Genomic DNA, 18,038 nt, shown 5'->3' on the forward strand with positions numbered 1-18,038 from the left:
GGCTCCCAGTAGACGACTGGGTTGATAGGCCGGATATGGAAGCCCTGTGAGGGGTGGAGTTGACCGGTACTAATAGGCCGAGGGCTTGTCCTCAGACGCTCGCGTTCACTGTGTGGTTCCCGGGTAACGAACAGTTATCACCGGCGAACAAAGAAACACTTATCAACTGAAAAGTGTGTTTCGCTGAATACCCGATAGGGTTTCGGTGGTCATAGCGTGAGGGAAACGCCCGGTTACATTCCGAACCCGGAAGCTAAGCCTCACAGCGCCGATGGTACTGCAGGGGGGACCCTGTGGGAGAGTAGGACGCCGCCGAACAATTATTCAAGGCCGCGGCCCCAGCGACTCGCTGGGGCCGCGGCCTTTTTGTGTTTTGGCGAACGTGAAGAAGATCGGCAAAAGCGGGACTTCCGCCCAGACGCGGAGGGTCCCGGCATGTCGGACAATGGAGAAGGTACGCGGGCCAGCAGGCCGGCGTCGAAGCCGCGTGGCGGTGGTGGAGTCGCATGCTCCGCCCGCGGTGTAGCTGAAGCAGCAGAAGGAGTCACCACGATGTCGAACCAGCCCCAGGACCGTCCCGAGCGTCGATCGGACGACGGCCGAGGCTACGAGCCCCGGTCCCGCGGGGGCTGGTCCAACGACCGTGGCGGCGACCGCGGTGGCTTCCGCCGCGATGACCGCCCCTCCGGCGGCTACCGTCGCGACGACCGTGACGACCGTCCGCGTCGTGACGACCGTCCGTCGGGCGGCGGGTACGGCCGCGACCGCGACGACCGCGGTGGCGACCGTGGCGGCTTCCGCCGTGACGACCGCCCCACCGGCGGGTACAACCGCGACCGCGGCGACCGTCCGTCGGGCGGTTTCAACCGTGACGACCGTGGCGGCGAGCGTGGTGGTTTCCGCCGCGATGACCGTCCGTCGGGTGGCGGTTTCAACCGCGACCGTGGTGACCGTCCGGCCGGCGGTGGCTTCCGCCGTGACGACCGCCCCTCGGGTGGCTTCAACCGTGACGACCGCGGTGGCGACCGTGGTGGTTTCCGCCGCGATGACCGTCCGTCGGGTGGCGGTTTCAACCGCGACCGTGGTGACCGTCCGGCCGGCGGTGGCTTCCGCCGTGACGACCGCCCCTCCGGTGGCGGTTTCCGTCGCGACGACCGTCCCTCCGGTGGCGGCTTCCGCCGCGATGACCGCCCGTCCGGTGGTTTCCGTCGCGACGACCGTGACGACCGTCCGCGTCGTGACGACCGCCCCTCCGGCGGTTTCAACCGCGATGACCGTGGCGGCGACCGTGGTGGTTTCCGCCGCGATGACCGTCCGTCGGGTGGCGGTTTCAACCGCGACCGTGGTGACCGTCCGGCCGGCGGTGGCTTCCGCCGTGACGACCGCCCCTCCGGCGGTTTCAACCGTGACGACCGCGGTGGCGACCGTGGCGGCTTCCGTCGCGACGACCGCCCCTCCGGCGGTTTCAACCGCGATGACCGTGGCGGCGACCGTGGCGGCTTCCGTCGTGACGACCGTCCGTCGGGTGGCGGTTTCAACCGCGACCGTGGTGACCGTCCGGCCGGCGGTGGCTTCCGCCGTGACGACCGCCCCTCGGGTGGCTTCAACCGCGATGACCGCGGTGGCGACCGTGGCGGCTTCCGCCGCGACGACCGCCCCTCCGGCGGTTTCAACCGCGATGACCGTGGCGGCGACCGCGGTGGCTTCCGCCGTGACGACCGCCCGAGCGGTTTCCGTCGTGACGACCGTGACGACCGTCCGCGTCGTGACGACCGTCCGTCGGGTGGCGGTTTCAACCGCGACCGTGGTGACCGTCCGGCCGGCGGTGGCTTCCGTCGTGACGACCGCCCCTCGGGCGGTTTCAACCGCGATGACCGCGGTGGCGACCGTGGCGGCTTCCGCCGCGACGACCGTGGTGGCGACCGCGGCGGCTTCCGCCGTGACGACCGCCCGTCGGGTGGCGGCTACCGCCGTGACCGGGACGAGCGCGGCGGCGACCGCCGGGAGTACGACGACCGCCGGGGCAACTACGAGCCCGTCAAGCGTCTGCCGATCCCGGAGGACGTCACCGGCTACGAGCTGGACGCGGACGTGCGCCAGGAGCTCAAGAGCCTGCCCAAGACCCTCGCGGACGACGTCGCCCGCAACCTGGTGATGGTGGCCCGCCTGCTCGACGGCGAGGCGGAGGAGGCCTACCAGTACTCGCGCATCGCGCTCCGTCTGGCCTCCCGCGTGGCGGCCGTCCGTGAGGCGGCTGGCTTCGCCTCGTACATGACGCAGCGCTACTCCGAGGCGCTGACCGAGTTCCGCGCCGCCCGTCGGATGACCGGCCGGGCGGACCTGTGGCCCGTGATGGCCGACTGCGAGCGCGGTCTGGGCCGTCCGGAGCGGGCGCTGGCGATGGCCGGCGAGCCCGAGGTGAAGCAGCTGGACAAGGCCGGCCAGGTCGAGATGCGCCTGGTGGCGGCCGGTGCCCGCGCCGACATGGAGCAGTTCGACGCCGCCGTGGTGACGCTGCAGAGCCCGGAGCTGGCCTCCAACTCCGTGCAGCCGTGGACCGCGCGTCTGCGGTACGCCTACGCCGAGGCCCTGATCGCGGCCGGCCGGGCCGACGAGGCCCGTGACTGGTTCGCCAAGGCCGCCGAGGCCGACACCGACGGCACCACCAACGCCTCGGAGCGGCTGGCCGAGATCGACGGCGTGGAGTTCACCGACACGCTCGACCCGGAGCTGGCCGAGGACGAGGCCGAGTCGACGGACGCCCCGGTGCAGAAGAAGCGCGGTGGCGGCGACCACTCCGAGGACCGCGTGATCTTCGAGGACGAGGAGGACGTCGAGGAGTTCTACGACGAGGACGACCTCGAGATCGACGACGACTTCGACGGCGTCGTCCCCGAGCGCGCCCAGCAGGCCGAGGCCGCCGAGGCCGAGGAGTCGAAGGCCGCCAAGGCCGACGCCGACGCCGACAAGAGCTGAGCAGCTCCCAGGCAAACGCCGTGAGGCCCTGCCGTTCCCCGGGAAACTCCGGGAACGGCAGGGCCTCACGGCGTTCCGGCCCGTGTCCGGGCCGGCCGAGGTGTCGGCCCCGCGCGGTGTCAGCCCAGCGCGAGGTTGCGCAGCACCAGCCCGGTGGCCGGCTTCGGCCCGAAGGAGGTGGACTTGCGCGGCATGGTGACGCCCTGCTCGGCCAGCCGTCGCACCACGGACTCCCGGACCGGGTGCAGCAGGACGGCGGTGCCGCCGGTGCGCGCGGCCTCCTGTTCGGCGGCCACGGCGGTGTGCAGGTAGCCGATGTCGTCCGGGCCGTCGGGAACGTGCCAGGTGCGGTCCAGCAGGGTGGCGTGCAGGACGGTGGCGTCCAGGTGGCGCCACTCCTCGGGCCGGCCGTGCGGCACGGTGGCGTCGAGCAGGGACTCCTCGGGCTCGCCGAGCAGCCAGTAGACGCCGTCGCCGCCGGTCAGGACGAAGCCGTTGCCGCCGTGCCGCTTCTGCTCGGCGAGGGCCTGGAGCGCGGCGGACAGCGGCCCGGGGACCTCCTTGACCTTCCACTGGTCGCCGAGCCGCTCCAGCGCCTCGGCCACCGGCAGCCGGTACAGCACGCGATGGATGGCACGGACCCGCAGCGGGTAGCGGGCGGTGTCCACCAGGAGCACCATGCCGCGGTCCCAGGGGCTGCGCGGCAGGTGGCGGTGCTCGCGCTGGAGGCGGAGGTACATCTCCCAGCGGTGGTGGCCGTCGGCGATCAGCGCCCGGCAGGTGGCCAGGTCGCGGCTGATCTCGGCGATCTCGGCCGGGGCGGTGACCGCCCACAGGCGGTGGTGGGTGCCGTCGCTGGTGGCGGTGGAGAGCAGCGGCTCGCGTTCGACCGTCCGCTCGATCACGCCGGAGGCGCCGCCGCCGCCCCGGTAGGTGAGCAGCAGCGGTTCCAGGTTGGCCCGGGTGGTGCGCATCAGGCCGACCCGGTCGGCGACCGGCCGGGGCATCACGTCCTCGTGCGGGAGCACCACGCCGCCCTCGCGGCCGCTCACCGCGAGGGCGCCGATCAGGCCGCGCTGGAGCAGCTCGGGGGAGTCGGCGGTGGCCGGGAGCCGCTGCTCGTAGACGTAGATCGCGGGCTCGGGGTCGGCGGCCAGGACGCCCTCGCGCTGCCAGGCGGCCAGCAGCCGGGCGGCGTGCCGGTAGCGGGTGTCGCGGTCGGGGCGGTCGCCGGCGTCCTCGGGCTCGGGCCTGGGCAGGATCAGCCGGACCACATTGTGCGGGTCGGCGGTCTCCAGGTCGAGCCGGCGGCCCGGGTCCACGACGTCGTACGGCGGGGACGTCACGGCGGCCAGGGTGCCGACCCGGTCGGGGACGTAGCGCAGGCCGCGGAAGGGGGACAGGGACAGGCCGGCGGTGGCGACGTGCCCGGGATCGCCGGGGCCGCCCTCGGGAGTCTCGACTCCGTCTTCTGCACTGGGTGTGCTCATTCTGGGCATCGTAACCGGGTACGCGTTGTTGAGAGATCGGAATACCCGTGCCGATCTGTGGGGCGGGTGTGCGACCGAGGGCGAGGTACGGCATGGACGACGGGCAGGAACGGGTGGACGGCGGCGGCCCGGCCGAGTCGGGCGGGCCGGTCGGTGCCACCCGCGGGGACGCTCCGGCCGACGGCGTGCCGGGCCGCGTGCCGGGCGACGGTTCGACGGCCGGTGCGGTGCCGGTCGGTTCGGAGGGAGGCTCGGAGGCGGGTACGGAGACCGGCGGGGTGCCGCGGCAGAGCCGCTCCGGGGAACCCACCGGGGACGTCTACGACTGGTTCCGCCGGGGCGCCCAGCTGCTGGCGCAGGGGCATCCGGCGGCCGCCGAGCAGCTGCTCGCCCGGGCGGTGGCGGCCGAGCCGCACTCGCGCAGCATCCGGGAGGCGCTGGCGCGGGCCCAGTTCGACGCGGGCTCGTACGCGGCGGCGCTGGCGAACTTCCGTGCCGTGGCGCTCGCCGATCCGGCGGACGACTACGCTCAGTTCGGATGGGGCGTCTCGGCGGCCCGGCTGGGCGACTTCGAGACCTCCGCCGAGCACCTGGCGCTGGCCGTGGCGATGCGGCCGGAGTCCGACCACTACCGGCAGGCGTTGCGGCAGACCAGGGCGACCCTGGCGGCCCGCGCCGGGGCGTACGGCCCGCTGCTGCCGGGAGCCCCCGGGTACGTGGAGCCCCCGGCGGGCGCCGAGGGCCCGGCCGGCGGAACGGCGGGCACCGCCGGTGCCGACGGCGGCGCCTGACCGGTGGGCGCCGCGACCCGGCCGGACGCGGTACGAGGCGCCGGGCCGGAGGCCGTACCGGACGCCCTGACACCCTGACGCACGAGGACGTGCGACACGGACGACGCAGTGAACGACGACGCAGTGAATGAGGTAGCGCAGCCATGACCGAGACGGCCACCCCCGTGCGACGGACCGCCCCCGGAGGCAGCGAGCGGCCGCTGACCGACGCGTACGACACCGCGCTGCTCGACCTGGACGGCGTGGTCTACGCCGGCGCGCACGCGATCGAGCACGCGGTGGACGCCCTGGACGCGGCCCGGACGGCCGGGATGCGGCTCGCGTACGTGACCAACAACGCCTCCCGCCCGCCGCGGGTGGTCGCCGAGCACCTGACCGAGCTGGGCGTCCCGGCCGAGCCGACCGACGTGATCAACTCGGCCCAGGCCGCCGCCCGGCTGGTCGCCGAGAAGGTGCCGGCCGGCTCGAAGGTGCTGGTGGTGGGCGGTCTCGGGCTGGAGGAGGCGCTGGCCGAGCTGGGGCTGGTCGCGGTCCGCTCGCTGGCCGACGGGCCGCTCGCGGTGGTCCAGGGCTTCGACCCCTCGGTGGGGTGGACGGACCTCGCGGAGGCCGCGTACGCGGTGCAGAGCGGCCTGCCCTGGGTGGCGTCCAACCTGGACCTGACGGTGCCGAGGGCCCGCGGCATCGCGCCCGGCAACGGCACCCTGGTGGCGGCCGTGCGGGCGGCGACCGGGGTGGAGCCGGAGGTGGCGGGCAAGCCGCTCCCGCCGATGCACCGGGAGACCGTGCTGCGCACCGGCGCGGAGCGGCCGCTGGTGGTCGGGGACCGGCTGGACACCGACATCGAGGGCGCGTTCAACGGCGGGGTGGACAGCCTGCTGGTGTTCACCGGCGTGACCACCCCGGAGCTGCTGCTGGCGGCCCCGGTCGAGCACCGGCCGACCTACCTGGCGGCGGACCTGCGCGGACTGCTCGTCCCGCACCCGGCGGTGACGCCGGTGGACGGCGGCTTCGGGTGCGGCGGCTGGGTCGCGGGCGTCGAGGCCGGGGTGCTGCGGCTGTCCGGGGCCGGGGACCGCTGGGACGGCCTGCGGGCGCTGTGCGCGGCCGCGTGGACGGTGCTGGACGCGGGCGGCGCGCCGGTGGACGGCCGGAAGGCGCTGGCCGACCTGGGGTTCTGAGGACGGTCCGGCGGTCGGCGGGTACGGCGGCCGGGGTCAGAGCAGGGTGCGCAGCCGCAGCAGGTCGCGGAAGCCCGCCTCCAGCCTGACCCGGCCGCTCGCCCACGCGGAGGCGAAGTTGAGCCGCCCGCCGACCAGCGCGACCAGGTCGTCGCTGCTCATGGTGAGCCGGATCTCCGCCTTCCCGGCCGGGGCGCCGGGGGCCACCACCACGTCCTGGATCCGGCCGTCGCGCAGCCGCCCGGTGAAGGTCAGGTCGAGGTCGGTGATCCGGCAGCTGAGCGAGCGGTCGAGGGCCGCGGCCTTGCGGACGTCGCCGGTGGACTTCGTCATGTTCCGGCTGAGCTGCTCCAGCGCCTCCCGGCACTCCTCGGCGTTCGCCACGGGCCGGCTCCCTCCCCCGGTCACTACGGTGCTGACTGCGGGCCACGGTACCTCAGGCGGGTTTTGGCGGTAGCGTCGTCGGTGGGGTGCCCGGAACGGCGCCCGGGTACTGAGGGCGACGGAGCGACGCCCAGAGGCGATTGGGAGGCACCCGGATGCTGCCGAGGACGGTTCGGGGAGTGGTGGAGACCGCCGCCGGCGTGGTCGAGGAGGTCGGCAAGCTGGTCGTCGGGACGGCGAGCTCGATCCTGGAGAAGGCCGGGGTCGACGTCGCCGGGGTCGAGCGCAGGCTGGGCGGCCAGTTCCCGCCGTCGGTGGAGACCCTGCAGACCCTCGCCGGGGAGGCGGTCACCGCCGGGCGGGCCGGGGTGGACCTGGCCGTCGGCGTGGCGCGCAACGAGGCGGAGAAGGTCTTCGAGAAGGTCGGCGACCAGGTGACCAAGGTCGGCGTGGTGCTGGCGTACCTGGAGACCAAGCTGCGCGAGGTCGAGGAGGAGGCCCCGGCGGCCGCGGCCGGGCCGGGGGCGTACGGGGCCGAGGAGCCGGTGCCGGCGCCGCGGGCCGGCGACCTCTTCGGGCGCGGGTGGGAGGCCGAGGAGGAGCGGTCGGCCGCCCGGACGGTGGGTGAGCCGATAGTCGCCGAGCGGGTGGAGGTGGACGAGCCGGTCGAGGTCGACCCGCCGGTCCCGCCCGTCTCGTCCGTCCCGCGGGTGTCCGCGGTCGCCCCGGCCCCGCGGGAGGAGCCCGCGGCGGAGGAGAGCGCCGTCGGGAAGAGCGCCGCCGGGAAGGCCGCCGCCGAGAAGAGCACGGCGAAGAAGGCCACCCCGGCGAAGAAGACGCCGGCCAAGACGACGCAGGCCGGGAAGGCCGCCGCGAAGCGGACGACGACCGTCAAGAAGTCCGCCACCCCCCGGCAGGCCGAGGCCGGAACCGAGCCCGGGACGCCCGCGAAGCGTGCGGCGACCAGGAAGACCACCGTCCGCAAGGCCACCAGCACGAAGAAGCCCGGCGACCCGAAGAAGTCCGACGACGAGAAGAAGCCCGATGCCCGAGACGAGTGAACCGCCCCGGTCCGTCCGGCACGCCGGGCCGCCGGCACCGCTCGACGCGGTGCTCCCCGCCGAGCCGCTCGGCGTCGAGCTGCTCCCCACCGGCCACCCCGGGGTGGACGCCGGACTGGCCCGGTTGGAGGCCCTGGACGGGGTCCCCGCCGAGGCACACGTCGCGGTGTACGAAGATGTTCACCAGCGGCTCGTCGACACACTGGCCGCGCTCGACCAGGAATGACCCGCAGGATCCGTAGGAGCTGAAACACCAGTGGCAGTGGCACGACGTCGACTCGACGCGGAATTGGTCCGCCGCAAGCTGGCCCGATCGCGTGAGCACGCGTCCGAGCTGATCGCCGCCGGCCGGGTGACGGTCGGCGGCGCCACCGCGACCAAGCCGGCCACCCAGGTGGAGACCTCGGCGGCGGTCGTGGTGGCGAAGGACGAGAACGACCCCGACTACGTCTCGCGCGGCGGCCACAAGCTCGCCGGCGCGTTCGCGGCCTTCGTGCCGCAGGGCCTGGTCGTCGAGGGCCGCCGGGCGCTGGACGCGGGCGCGTCCACCGGCGGGTTCACCGATGTGCTGCTGCGGGCCGGGGCCGCGCACGTGCTGGCGGTGGACGTCGGCTACGGGCAGCTCGCCTGGTCGCTGCAGAGCGACGAGCGGGTCACCGTGATGGACCGCACCAACGTGCGCGAGCTGACGCCGGAGCTGATCGGCGGCACCCGGGTCGACCTGGTGGTGGGCGACCTGTCGTTCATCTCGCTCGGCCTGGTGCTCCCGGCCCTCGCCTCCTGCGCGGCCGAGGACGCGGACCTGGTGCTGATGGTCAAGCCCCAGTTCGAGATCGGCAAGGAGCGGCTGGGCAGCGGCGGGGTGGTGCGCAGCCCGCAGCTGCGCGCCGAGATGGTGCGCCAGGTCGCGGGGCAGGCGTGGGAGCTCGGGCTGGGCGTGCGCGCGGTCACCGCGAGCCCCCTGCCGGGGCCGTCCGGCAACGTCGAGTACTTCCTCTGGCTGCGCCGTGACGCTCCGCGGCTGGACCCCGCGGACGCGGACCGGGCCGTGGCGGAGGGGCCCCGGTAGGGTGCCTTGCGAGCGTCCGGCCCGTCATGTCGTATGGCGCGGCCGCCCCGGGACCAAGGGCGACCCGGCAGGCGTTAGGGAGAGGGCAGCGGCATGAGCGATGAAGAACGTACGGTCTTCCTGATCGCGCACACCGGCCGGGAGACGGCGCTGCGCAGCGTCGAGGCCCTGGTGCACGGGCTGCTGAAGGTGGGGCTCCGGATCAGACTGCTGGAAGCCGAGGCGGTGGACCTGGACCTGCCGGAGGGCGTCGAGAAGGTCACCGAGGGCCCCGGGGCGGCGGACGGCTGCGAGCTGATCCTGGTGGCCGGCGGGGACGGGACGCTGCTGCGCGGGGCGGAGCTGGCGCGCTCCCACGGGCTGCCGATGCTCGGGATCAACCTGGGCCGGGTGGGCTTCCTCGCCGAGGCCGAGCGGGACGACCTGGCCGTGGTCGTCGAGCGGGTGGTCGACGCCGACTACGAGGTCGAGGAGCGGATGACGATCGACGTCATCGTCCGCACCAACGGCGACGTGGTGCACGAGGACTGGGCGCTGAACGAGGCCTCGATCGAGAAGGCGTCCCGGGAGCGGATGCTGGAGGTGGTGACCGAGGTGGACGGCCGTCCGGTCTCCAACTTCGGCTGCGACGGCGTGGTGTGCGCGACGCCGACCGGGTCCACCGCGTACGCGTTCTCCGGCGGCGGGCCGGTGGTGTGGCCGGAGGTGGAGGCGCTGCTGATGGTGCCGATCTCCGCGCACGCGCTGTTCGCCCGCCCGCTGGTGACCTCGCCGGAGTCGGTGCTGGCGGTCGAGGTGCAGCCCAAGACCCCGCACGGGGTGCTCTGGTGCGACGGGCGGCGTTCGGTCGAACTGCCCGCCGGGGCGCGGGTGGAGGTCCGCCGGGGCCGGACGCCGGTGCGGCTGGCCAGACTGCACCGGGCGCCGTTCACCGACCGGCTGGTGGCCAAGTTCGCGCTGCCGGTGACGGGTTGGCGCGGCCGGGCCGACCACCAGTAGCCGCGGCGGGCCGCGGCACGGCCGACCGCGGCCCGTACGGACGCGGTTCGTCCGACTGCGGAACGGCCGGCCGCGGCCCGCGCGAACGCGCCAAAGTTCCCGCGCGCCAAGGGACTTGCCGCGCCGCGCGGCCGTCAGACCGCCAGCGGCTGGGACTCGTCCGCCGGTTCGAGGCGTCCGCCGGCCGCCGCCTGGGCGGCCAGGTCGGCGAGGCGTTCGACGGCGGCGGGGACGGTCGCGGCGGGCACGGTGACCGGGAGGCGGATGTGGTGCTCGAAGGCGCCGTCCGAACCGAAGCGGTTGCCGGAGGCGATCCGGACCCCGCTGCGCTCCCCGGCCCGGGCCAGCGCCGCGCCGGACAGCCCGTCGGTGGAGACCCACAGTGAGAGCCCGCCCGACGGCATGGTGAAGCTCCACCCGGGCAGCCGTTCGGGCAGGGCGGCGGCGAAGGCCCGCGCGGTGGCCCGTAGCCGGGTCAGCTGGTGCTCCCGCACGTCGGGCAGCGGATCGCCCAGCAGCTCGGCGGCGATCAGCTGGTCCAGCACCGGGGTGCCGACGTCGCTGTAGACCCGTTCGGTGGCCAGCCGGCGTACCAGCGCGGGCGCGGCCCGGACCCAGCCGATCCGCAGGCCGCCCCAGAGCAGCTTGCCCGCCGAGCCGACGGTGACCACTTGGGCGGCGCGGTCCAGGGCCGCCGTCGGGCGCGGCAGCGGCGTGGACGGCGGTACGCCCCAGCCGAGTTCGGCGGTGGTCTCGTCGGCCAGCACGATGCTCCCGGCGGCCCTGGCGGCGGCCAGCAGTTCCCGGCGCTGCTCCTCGTCGATCAGCGCGCCGGTCGGGTTGTGGAAGTCCGGGATCACGTACGCGACCCGGGGGCCGGCCCCGCGCAGCACCCGCCGCCACTCGTCGAGGTCCCAGGTGGGCCGCGGCGTCCAGGTGTACGGCACCGGGACCAGGCGCGCGCCGGCCAGCCGCAGCGCCTGGAGGGTGTGGGCGTAGCTGGGCGCCTCGACGGCGACCCGGTCGCCGCGGCCGACCAGCGCCCGCTGGAGCAGGTGCAGGCCGCCCATCGCGCCGGTGGTGATCAGGATCTGGTCGGGGGTGGTGGGCAGTCCGCGCTCGGTGAAGCGGCGGGCGACGGCCTCGCGCAGCACCGGGACGCCGGTGGGGTAGTGGCCGTGCCCGGCGGCGTAGTACGGCAGCTGTTCGACGGCCCGGGCGGCGGCCTGGCCGACCCAGGGCTGGGGGGCGGGCGGGGCGGCGACGCCGAGGTCGAGGATGCGGCCCTGCTCGTCCGGCGGGACGGGGTGCAGGGCCTCACCGGGCGGCGGGGCGCCCTCGGGCAGGGCGGTCCAGCTGCCCGCGCCGCGCCGGCTGCGCAGGTAGCCGTCGCCGCGCAGGGTCTCGTACGCGGTGGCGACGGTGGTGCGGCTCATCGCCAGTGCGGTGGCCAGCTCGCGTTCGGCGGGCAGCCGGGCGCCGACCGGCAGCCGGCCCTCGGTGACCAGCAGCCGGATCTGTCCGGCCAGGGTGCGGTAGGCGGGGCGGCGGGCGGCGGCCGGCTCGGGGAGCCGGGCGGTGGTGAGCAGCCGCGCGAGTGCGGGCGGGGTGACGGTGGTGTGCCAGTCGACCATGGCTGAAAAGTCCACTTGCTCGGGATTGGCCCTGGAGCGGGCAGCTTTGGACTGGCCATCATGGCAGGGCGGCCATGCCGGCCGCCACCACCGGGCGCCCCGGTGGTGCAGCACCACCGCAGGAGCAGGCCTTGGCCACCACGACCACACCAGGATCAGCCACCCCCACCAGACCCGGACCGGCCGCCGGGCGGACGCTCGCCGTCCGGGTGTTCGGCGACACCCACGCCCTCGGCCGCCGGATACCGCAGCTGTTCGTCGGCCTCGCCCTGTACGGCGTGAGCATGGCGCTGATGCTCCGCGCCGGCCTCGGCCTCGACCCCTGGGACGTCCTGCACCAGGGCCTGCAGCGCACCATCGGCCTCTCCGTCGGCACCTGGGTGACGATCTGCGGCGCCCTCGTCCTGCTGCTGTGGATCCCGCTGCGCCAGCGCCCGGGCCTGGGCACCGTCGCCAACGTGCTGGTGATCGGCGCGGCCATGGACCTCACCCTGCGGGTCGTCGACGGCCCCGGCGCCCTGCCCGCCAGGATCGCGCTGACGGCCGCGGCGATCGCCCTCAACGGCCTGGCCAGCGGCCTCTACATCGGCGCCCGGCTCGGCCCCGGCCCGCGCGACGGCCTGATGACCGGCCTGCACCGGCGCACCGGCCGCTCGCTGCGGCTGATCCGCACCGGCATCGAGGTGACGGTCCTCACCGCCGGGCTGCTGCTCGGCGGCACCGCCGGGGCCGGCACCGTCGCGTACGCGCTGGCCATCGGCCCGCTGGTGCAGCTCCTGCTGCCCTGGTGCACCGTCCCGGTGCCCGCCGAGGACGCCCGGAAGGGATGAACTTCCGGGCACGGAGTTGCCGCGCGCCGTTGTCGCTCGTCGCGCGCCGGGGGCGGAACCTCGTAAGGTCGTCTCCGTGTTGGACGAGATGCGGATACGGGATCTTGGGGTCATCGACGACGCGGTGGTCGAACTCGCCCCCGGCTTCACCGCCGTGACCGGTGAGACCGGCGCCGGGAAGACCATGGTCGTGACCAGCCTCGGCCTGCTGCTGGGGGGACGCGCCGACCCGGGCCTGGTGCGCAACGGCACCGGACGCGCCGTCGTGGAGGGCCGCCTGGAGCTGCCCCCCGGCTCCCCGGCGGCGGTCCGCGCGCTCGAGGCCGGGGCCGAACTGGACGACGGCGCGCTGCTGATCAGCCGGACCGTCTCCGCCGAGGGCCGCTCCCGGGCGCACGTCGGCGGCCGGTCCGTCCCGGTCGGGCTGCTCGCCGAACTCGGCGAGGACCTGATCGCCGTGCACGGCCAGACCGACCAGCAGCGCCTGCTGCGCCCGGCCCGCCAGCGCGGCGCGCTGGACCGGTACGCGGGCGCCTCGGTGGCCGGACCGCTGGCCCGCTACCGGGAGACCTACCGCGTCCTGCGCGAGGTCTCCGCGACCCTGGAGGAGCTGACCACCCGGGCCCGCGAGCGCGCCCAGGAGGCCGACCTGCTGCGCTTCGGCCTGGACGAGATCGCCGCCGCCGAGCCGGTGGCCGGCGAGGACGCCGAGCTGGCCGCCGAGGCCGAGCGGCTCGGCCACGCCGACGCGCTGTCCTCCGCCGCGACCCTCGCCCACGCGGCGCTGGCCGGCGACCCGGTCGACCCGGAGGCGCTGGACGCGGGCACCCTGCTCGCCCAGTCCCGCCGGGCCCTGGACGCGGTGCGCCACCACGACGAGCGGCTGGCCGCCCTGGCCGACCGCCTCAACGAGGTCGGCTACCTGCTCGCCGACGTGGCCGGCGACCTGGCCGGCTACGCGGACGACCTGGACGCCGACCCGGTGCGCCTGGCCGCCGTCGAGGACCGCCGGGCCGTCCTGGCCCAGCTGCTGCGCAAGTACGGCGGTGAGGAGAACTCGCTCGCCGAGGTGATCGCCTGGGCCGAGGCCAGTGCGGTGCGGCTCGCCGAGCTCGACGGCGACGACGACCGGATCGACGAGCTCGGCGCCCGGGAGAGCGAGCTGCGGGCCGAGCTGGCCGAGCTGGCCGCCGAGGTGTCGCAGGCCCGGTACGCCGCGGCCGGGCGGTTCGCCGACGCGGTCTCCGCCGAACTCGCCGAACTGGCCATGCCGCACGCCCGGGTGACCTTCGCGATCGGCCAGGTCGACGACCTGGCCGGGATCGAGGTCGGCGGGCGCACCGTCGCGTACGGGCCGCACGGCGTGGACGAGGTCGAGGTGCTGCTCGCCCCGCACCCCGGCGCCCAGCCGCGCCCGATCGCCAAGGGCGCCTCCGGCGGTGAGCTGTCGCGCGTGATGCTCGCCGTCGAGGTGGTCTTCGCGGGCGCCGACCCCGTCCCCACCTACCTGTTCGACGAGGTGGACGCGGGCGTCGGCGGCAAGGCCGCGGTCGAGATCGGCCGCCGGCTGGCCAAGCTCGCCGAGTCCGCCCAGGTCGTGGTCGTCACCCACCTCCCGCAGGTCGCCGCGTTCGCCGACCGGCACCTGGTGGTGGAGAAGACCAACGACGGCACCGTGACCCGCAGCGGTGTCAAGGTGCTGAACGACGAGGAGCGGGTGCGCGAACTCTCCCGGATGCTGGCCGGCCTGGAGGACTCGGAACTGGGCCGCGCCCACGCCGAGGAACTGCTGGCCGCGGCCCGGGCCCCGCGCCGCCGCTAGCCGGGGCCGGCGGCCCCCCGGACGTCGGCGACGCGCCCCCGTGGCGCCGACTGTCCAAGAGGGCCGCCGACCTGGCATCGTGGCGGCTGGACACTGGCTTCCCAGCCCCGAGCGCCGCCGGGCGGGCAATCCTCGCGAAGCGGCGCGCGAACCTGATCGAGTCGGATGCGAGACGACGTGGACCATTCCGCCGCCCGGGCCACCGCGGCCGTCCCCGAACCGGGGCAGCTGCACGTGGTACTCGTCCTGGCCGCCAGCACCGGCGGCATCGGTGCGCACGTGCGCTCCCTGGCCCAGGGCCTGGTCGCACACGGGGTGAACGTCACGGTCTGCGCGCCGGCCGGCACGGACGCGCTGTTCGGCTTCTCCCGTACGGGCGCCAGGTTCCACACCGTCGACATCACCCCCACCGCGGGAGCCCGCAGCGACGCCACCGCGATCGGCGAGCTGCGCCGGGCCTTCACCGGCGCCGACGTGGTGCACGCCCACGGGCTGCGCGCCGGGCTGCTGTCCGACCTGGCGCTGCGCACCGCGGGCCGCTTCCCGGGCCTGCGGCCCGAGACCCCGCTGGTGGTCACCTCGCACCACGCGCTGCTGGCCACCGGCATGGAGCGCCGGCTGCAGCGGCTGATGGAGCGCCGGGTGGCGCGCGCCGCCGACCTGGTCCTCGGCGCCTCCTCCGACCTGGTCGCCCGGGCCCGCGAACTGGGAGCCACCGACGCCCGACTGGGCCCGGTCGCGGCGCCGCCGATGCCCGAGGGCCTGCTCGGCCGCGCCGAGGCGCGCGCCGCGCTGCTCGGCGACGGCCCGGACCGTCCGCTGGTGCTGGCGGTCGGCCGGCTCGTCCCGCAGAAGGCCTTCGGGCTGCTGCTGGACGCCACCCGGGAACTGTCCGCGCTGGACCCGGAGCCGCTCGTGCTGCTCGCCGGGGACGGCCCGGAGGCGGGCGCGCTGCGCGAGCGGGCGGCCGCGGAGAAGCTGCCGGTGCGGCTGCTCGGCTATCGGACGGACGTGCCCGACCTGCTGGCCGCCGCCGACGTGGTGGTGGTCTCCAGCCGCTGGGAGGCCCGCTCGCTGGTGGTGCAGGAGGCGATGCGGGCCGGCGTGCCGGTGGTCGCCACCGCTGTCGGCGGCATCCCCGAACTGGTCGGGGACGCCGCCGAGCTGGTGCCCCCCGGCGACCCGGCGGCGCTCGGCCGCGCGGTGCGCGCCCTGCTGGTCGACCCGGCCCGCCGCGAGCGGCAGGTGGCGGCCGGCCGGCAGCAGGCCGACACCTGGCCGGACGAGGCCGCCACCGTCGCCCAGGTGCTCAGCACCTACGACGAGCTGGTGCAGCGCGGCTAGACCGTCTCCCGGGCGGCGGACCTAGACCGTGGCCCGCTCGGCCCGGTCGGTGGCCGGCCCGTCCGGCTGGGCGGACAGGTACGCCGCGCCGCAGGCGGTCAGCCGCAGGGCGGTGTCGATCAGCGGGACGTGGCTGAAGGCCTGGGGGAAGTTGCCGACCTGGCGCTTGAGGCGCGGGTCCCACTCCTCGGCGAGCAGGCCGACGTCGTTGCGCAGCGCGAGCAGCCGGTCGAACAGCTCGCGGGCCTCCTGGACCCGGCCGATCATGGCGAGGTCGTCGGCCAGCCAGAACGAGCAGGCCAGGAAGGCGCCCTCGTGGCCGGAGAGGCCGTCCACGTTGTTGCCCGACTCGTCGTGGGTCGGGTAGCGCAGCACGAAGCCGTCCTCGGTGGACAGTTCGCGCTGGATCGCCTCGATGGTGCCGATGACGCGCTTGTCGTCGGCGGGCAGGAAGCCGACCTGGGGGATCAGCAGCAGCGAGGCGTCCAGTTCCTTGCCGCCGTAGTACTGGGTGAAGGTGTTGCGCTCCGGGTCGTAGCCCTTCTCGCAGACGTCGGCGTGGATGGTGTCGCGCAGCGCGCGCCAGCGCTCCAGGTGGCCGCCGGTGGGCTCGTCCTCGGGGGTCTGCTCCAGGAGCTTGATGGTGCGGTCGACGGCGACCCAGGCCATCACCTTGGAGTGGACGAAGTGGCGGCGGGGGCCGCGGACCTCCCAGATGCCCTCGTCGGGGTTCTGCCAGTGGTCCTCGAGGTAGTCGATGAGGCGCAGTTGGAGCTGGTGGGCGTGGTCGTTGCGGACGAGGCCGGTCATGTGGGCGAGGTGGAGGGCTTCGACGACCTCGCCGTAGACGTCGAGTTGGAGTTGTCCGGCGGCGCCGTTGCCGATGCGGACGGGCTGGGAGCCCTCGTAGCCGGGCAGCCAGTCGAGGGAGGACTCGGTGAGCTCGCGCTCGCCGGCGATGCCGTACATGATCTGGAGGTTCTCGGGGTCGCCGGCGACGGCGCGCAGGAGCCATTCGCGCCAGGCCTTGGCCTCGTCGCGGTAGCCGGTGCGCAGCAGGGAGGAGAGGGTGATGGCGGCGTCGCGCAGCCAGGTGTAGCGGTAGTCCCAGTTGCGTTCGCCGCCGATGTCCTCGGGGAGGGAGGTGGTGGGGGCGGCGACGATGCCGCCGGTGGGGGCGTAGGTGAGGCCCTTGAGGGTGATCAGGGAGCGGATCACGGCTTCGCGGTAGGGGCCCTGGTAGGTGCACTGGTCGGCCCAGTCGTGCCAGAAGTCGGCGGTGGCGTCGAGCATGCCCTCGGCGTCCGGGGGCTTGGGCGCGTCGAGGTGGGAGGCCTGCCAGGTGAGGGCGAAGGCGATCCGCTCCCCGGCGGTGACGGTGAAGTCGGCGTAGGTGGTGAGGTCGCGGCCGTAGGTCTCGGCCCTGCCGTCCAGCCAGACCGAGTCGGGGCCGGCCACGGCGACGGTGCGGTGGCCGCCGTCGGCCTGCTCGACGCGGTGCACCCAGGGGACCACCCGGCCGTAGGAGAAGCGCATCCGCAGTGCGGAGCGCATCCGCACGGTGCCGGAGACGCCCTCGACGATCCGGATCACCTGGGGGACGGCGTCCTTGCCGGCCAGCGGGCGCGGCGGCATGAAGTCGATCACCCGGACGGTGCCGCCCTGGGCGTCCCACTCCTGCTCCAGGATCAGCGAGTCGCCCCGGTAGCGGCGGCGGTCGGCGGGCACGGCCGGGGCGGCGGCGGTGGGCGGGGGCACCCGCAGGTCGGCGGTCTCGGCGATGCGGACCCGTGCGGGCGAGGGGGCCGGGGCCGTCGCGGGGAGGGGGACCGAGGTGACGACGGCCTCGGCCGGGCCGATCCGCCAGAAGCCGTGTTCATCGGTGCCGAGCAGGCCGGCGAACACGGCCGGCGAGTCGAAGCGGGGAAGGCAGAGCCAGTCCACCGCCCCGTCCCTGCTGACCAGGGCAGCGGTCTGCATGTCCCCGATGAGTGCGTAGTCCTCGATACGGCCGGCCACGTGGATCTCCAGTTCGCAATGTGGTCAGGGCATCGGCGAGCGGAGGGAGCGAGCGGTCTGCGGGGCCGGAGGTCCACCCCGGGACGTCCGGCCTGCCGGGGGTGGTGGCGGGCCTTGCTGGAGTGTCCGCGGGGCTCGGTCGAGCCCCTGGAGTGGGTGGGGATGAGCGGGAATACGGGGAGGTCCGGTCGCGCATCGGGGACCGGGAGTGTCCTGACCCTCCCACGCCCTCCGCGTGCTCGTGCTGTCGGCGATGCGTCCGAGCAGCTTACGACGGACGAAAGGGGCGAAGCACGCGGACGCAGCCCGGTGTGGCGCCGCAATTCGGCGGAAATGCCGTGCATCGCGAGGGCGCGGCGCAGGATGGTCCGGAAGGATCACCTCCGCCTGGCCCGGCAGGGGGAGCCGGGATGGTCCGGACGGACACCGCGCTCTGGC

14 protein-coding genes, 2 rRNA genes and 1 pseudogene are annotated in these 18,038 nt (G+C 75.0%); 13 read left to right on the top strand and 4 right to left on the bottom strand.

The genetic code is table 11. The features are described 5' to 3' along the window. From ACWDD9_RS28015 to ACWDD9_RS28030, 4 genes and pseudogenes are all read left to right on the top strand, one after another. Positions 1-93, top strand: a 23S ribosomal RNA gene (locus ACWDD9_RS28015); the annotation flags it as partial. Positions 94-201: 108 nt separating this feature from the next. After that, positions 202-318 (top strand): 5S ribosomal RNA (rrf, locus tag ACWDD9_RS28020). Positions 319-798: 480 nt separating this feature from the next. Continuing rightward, positions 799-1,695 (top strand): annotated as a pseudogene (locus tag ACWDD9_RS28025) (hypothetical protein); the annotation flags it as partial. Positions 1,696-2,091: 396 nt separating this feature from the next. Next, entirely contained in the window at positions 2,092-2,976 is an 885-nt protein-coding gene (locus tag ACWDD9_RS28030; protein ID WP_375877814.1) for a tetratricopeptide repeat protein, read from the top strand. 119 nt (positions 2,977-3,095) lie between these two features. Here ACWDD9_RS28030 and ACWDD9_RS28035 read toward each other — a convergent pair whose 3' ends face one another. Beyond that, positions 3,096-4,466, bottom strand: coding sequence for a DUF1015 family protein (locus ACWDD9_RS28035; protein WP_082345921.1), 1,371 nt, complete (start codon positions 4,464-4,466; stop codon positions 3,096-3,098). Between the two features lie 92 nt (positions 4,467-4,558). On the opposite strand from ACWDD9_RS28035, the gene ACWDD9_RS28040 reads away from it, so the two are divergent. Then, positions 4,559-5,257: a tetratricopeptide repeat protein gene (locus ACWDD9_RS28040; protein ID WP_387831210.1), complete on the top strand. Its 699-nt coding sequence runs from the start codon at positions 4,559-4,561 to the stop codon at positions 5,255-5,257. 143 nt (positions 5,258-5,400) lie between these two features. Continuing rightward, positions 5,401-6,438, top strand: coding sequence for an HAD-IIA family hydrolase (locus tag ACWDD9_RS28045; RefSeq protein ID WP_449813048.1), 1,038 nt, complete (start codon positions 5,401-5,403; stop codon positions 6,436-6,438). A 36-nt stretch (positions 6,439-6,474) separates the two neighbouring features. Here ACWDD9_RS28045 and ACWDD9_RS28050 read toward each other — a convergent pair whose 3' ends face one another. Beyond that, positions 6,475-6,822 (bottom strand): SCP2 sterol-binding domain-containing protein, encoded by a 348-nt coding sequence (locus ACWDD9_RS28050; RefSeq protein WP_049654726.1) that lies wholly within the window; start codon positions 6,820-6,822, stop codon positions 6,475-6,477. Positions 6,823-7,001: 179 nt separating this feature from the next. Between ACWDD9_RS28050 and ACWDD9_RS28055 the strand changes: the two genes are divergently transcribed. From ACWDD9_RS28055 to ACWDD9_RS28070, 4 genes are all read left to right on the top strand, one after another. Further along, positions 7,002-7,883 carry a hypothetical protein gene (locus ACWDD9_RS28055; RefSeq protein ID WP_449813049.1) on the top strand — a complete coding sequence of 294 codons (882 nt, stop codon included), beginning with the start codon at positions 7,002-7,004 and terminating at the stop codon, positions 7,881-7,883. Then, the gene (locus ACWDD9_RS28060; protein WP_074004682.1) at positions 7,867-8,109 is read left to right on the top strand and encodes a hypothetical protein; all 243 of its coding nucleotides are present in this window, start codon (positions 7,867-7,869) and stop codon (positions 8,107-8,109) included. The genes ACWDD9_RS28055 and ACWDD9_RS28060 overlap by 17 nt, the downstream gene beginning before the upstream one ends. Positions 8,110-8,145: 36 nt before the next feature. Next, complete coding sequence (locus ACWDD9_RS28065; protein ID WP_074004683.1) at positions 8,146-8,952, top strand: TlyA family RNA methyltransferase; 807 nt, start codon at positions 8,146-8,148, stop codon at positions 8,950-8,952. A gap of 93 nt (positions 8,953-9,045) precedes the next feature. Continuing rightward, positions 9,046-9,951 carry an NAD kinase gene (locus tag ACWDD9_RS28070; protein ID WP_049654720.1) on the top strand — a complete coding sequence of 302 codons (906 nt, stop codon included), beginning with the start codon at positions 9,046-9,048 and terminating at the stop codon, positions 9,949-9,951. Between the two features lie 134 nt (positions 9,952-10,085). On the opposite strand, the gene yczR is transcribed toward ACWDD9_RS28070, so the two are convergent. Beyond that, complete coding sequence (gene yczR, locus ACWDD9_RS28075) at positions 10,086-11,585, bottom strand: MocR-like transcription factor YczR (RefSeq protein WP_375875572.1); 1,500 nt, start codon at positions 11,583-11,585, stop codon at positions 10,086-10,088. 131 nt (positions 11,586-11,716) lie between these two features. Between yczR and yczE the strand changes: the two genes are divergently transcribed. The 3 genes from yczE (at position 11,717) to ACWDD9_RS28090 (ending at position 15,581) form a co-directional block, all read left to right on the top strand. Beyond that, positions 11,717-12,415, top strand: coding sequence for a membrane protein YczE (yczE, locus tag ACWDD9_RS28080; RefSeq protein ID WP_074004685.1), 699 nt, complete (start codon positions 11,717-11,719; stop codon positions 12,413-12,415). 88 nt (positions 12,416-12,503) lie between these two features. Next, positions 12,504-14,237 (top strand): DNA repair protein RecN, encoded by a 1,734-nt coding sequence (gene recN, locus ACWDD9_RS28085; protein ID WP_198959457.1) that lies wholly within the window; start codon positions 12,504-12,506, stop codon positions 14,235-14,237. A 177-nt stretch (positions 14,238-14,414) separates the two neighbouring features. Next, positions 14,415-15,581, top strand: a complete 1,167-nt coding sequence (locus ACWDD9_RS28090) for a glycosyltransferase family 4 protein (protein WP_449813050.1) — start codon at positions 14,415-14,417, stop codon at positions 15,579-15,581. A 21-nt stretch (positions 15,582-15,602) separates the two neighbouring features. On the opposite strand, the gene ACWDD9_RS28095 is transcribed toward ACWDD9_RS28090, so the two are convergent. Further along, positions 15,603-17,600, bottom strand: a complete 1,998-nt coding sequence (locus ACWDD9_RS28095) for a glycoside hydrolase family 15 protein (RefSeq protein WP_449813051.1) — start codon at positions 17,598-17,600, stop codon at positions 15,603-15,605. Positions 17,601-18,038 lie beyond the last annotated feature (438 nt).

Source organism: Kitasatospora sp. NPDC001119 (assembly GCF_053598475.1).

Excerpts from the sequence above, each read along its gene's own strand:
- ACWDD9_RS28035 (WP_082345921.1), bottom strand. The coding sequence starts at position 4,466 with ATGAGCACACCCAGTGCAGAAGACGGAGTCGAGACTCCCGAGGGCGGC.
- ACWDD9_RS28040 (WP_387831210.1), top strand. The coding sequence starts at position 4,559 with ATGGACGACGGGCAGGAACGGGTGGACGGCGGCGGCCCGGCCGAGTCG.
- ACWDD9_RS28045 (WP_449813048.1), top strand. The coding sequence starts at position 5,401 with ATGACCGAGACGGCCACCCCCGTGCGACGGACCGCCCCCGGAGGCAGC.
- ACWDD9_RS28060 (WP_074004682.1), top strand. The coding sequence starts at position 7,867 with ATGCCCGAGACGAGTGAACCGCCCCGGTCCGTCCGGCACGCCGGGCCG.
- ACWDD9_RS28070 (WP_049654720.1), top strand. The coding sequence starts at position 9,046 with ATGAGCGATGAAGAACGTACGGTCTTCCTGATCGCGCACACCGGCCGG.
- yczR (WP_375875572.1), bottom strand. The coding sequence starts at position 11,585 with ATGGTCGACTGGCACACCACCGTCACCCCGCCCGCACTCGCGCGGCTG.
- recN (WP_198959457.1), top strand. The coding sequence starts at position 12,504 with ATGCGGATACGGGATCTTGGGGTCATCGACGACGCGGTGGTCGAACTC.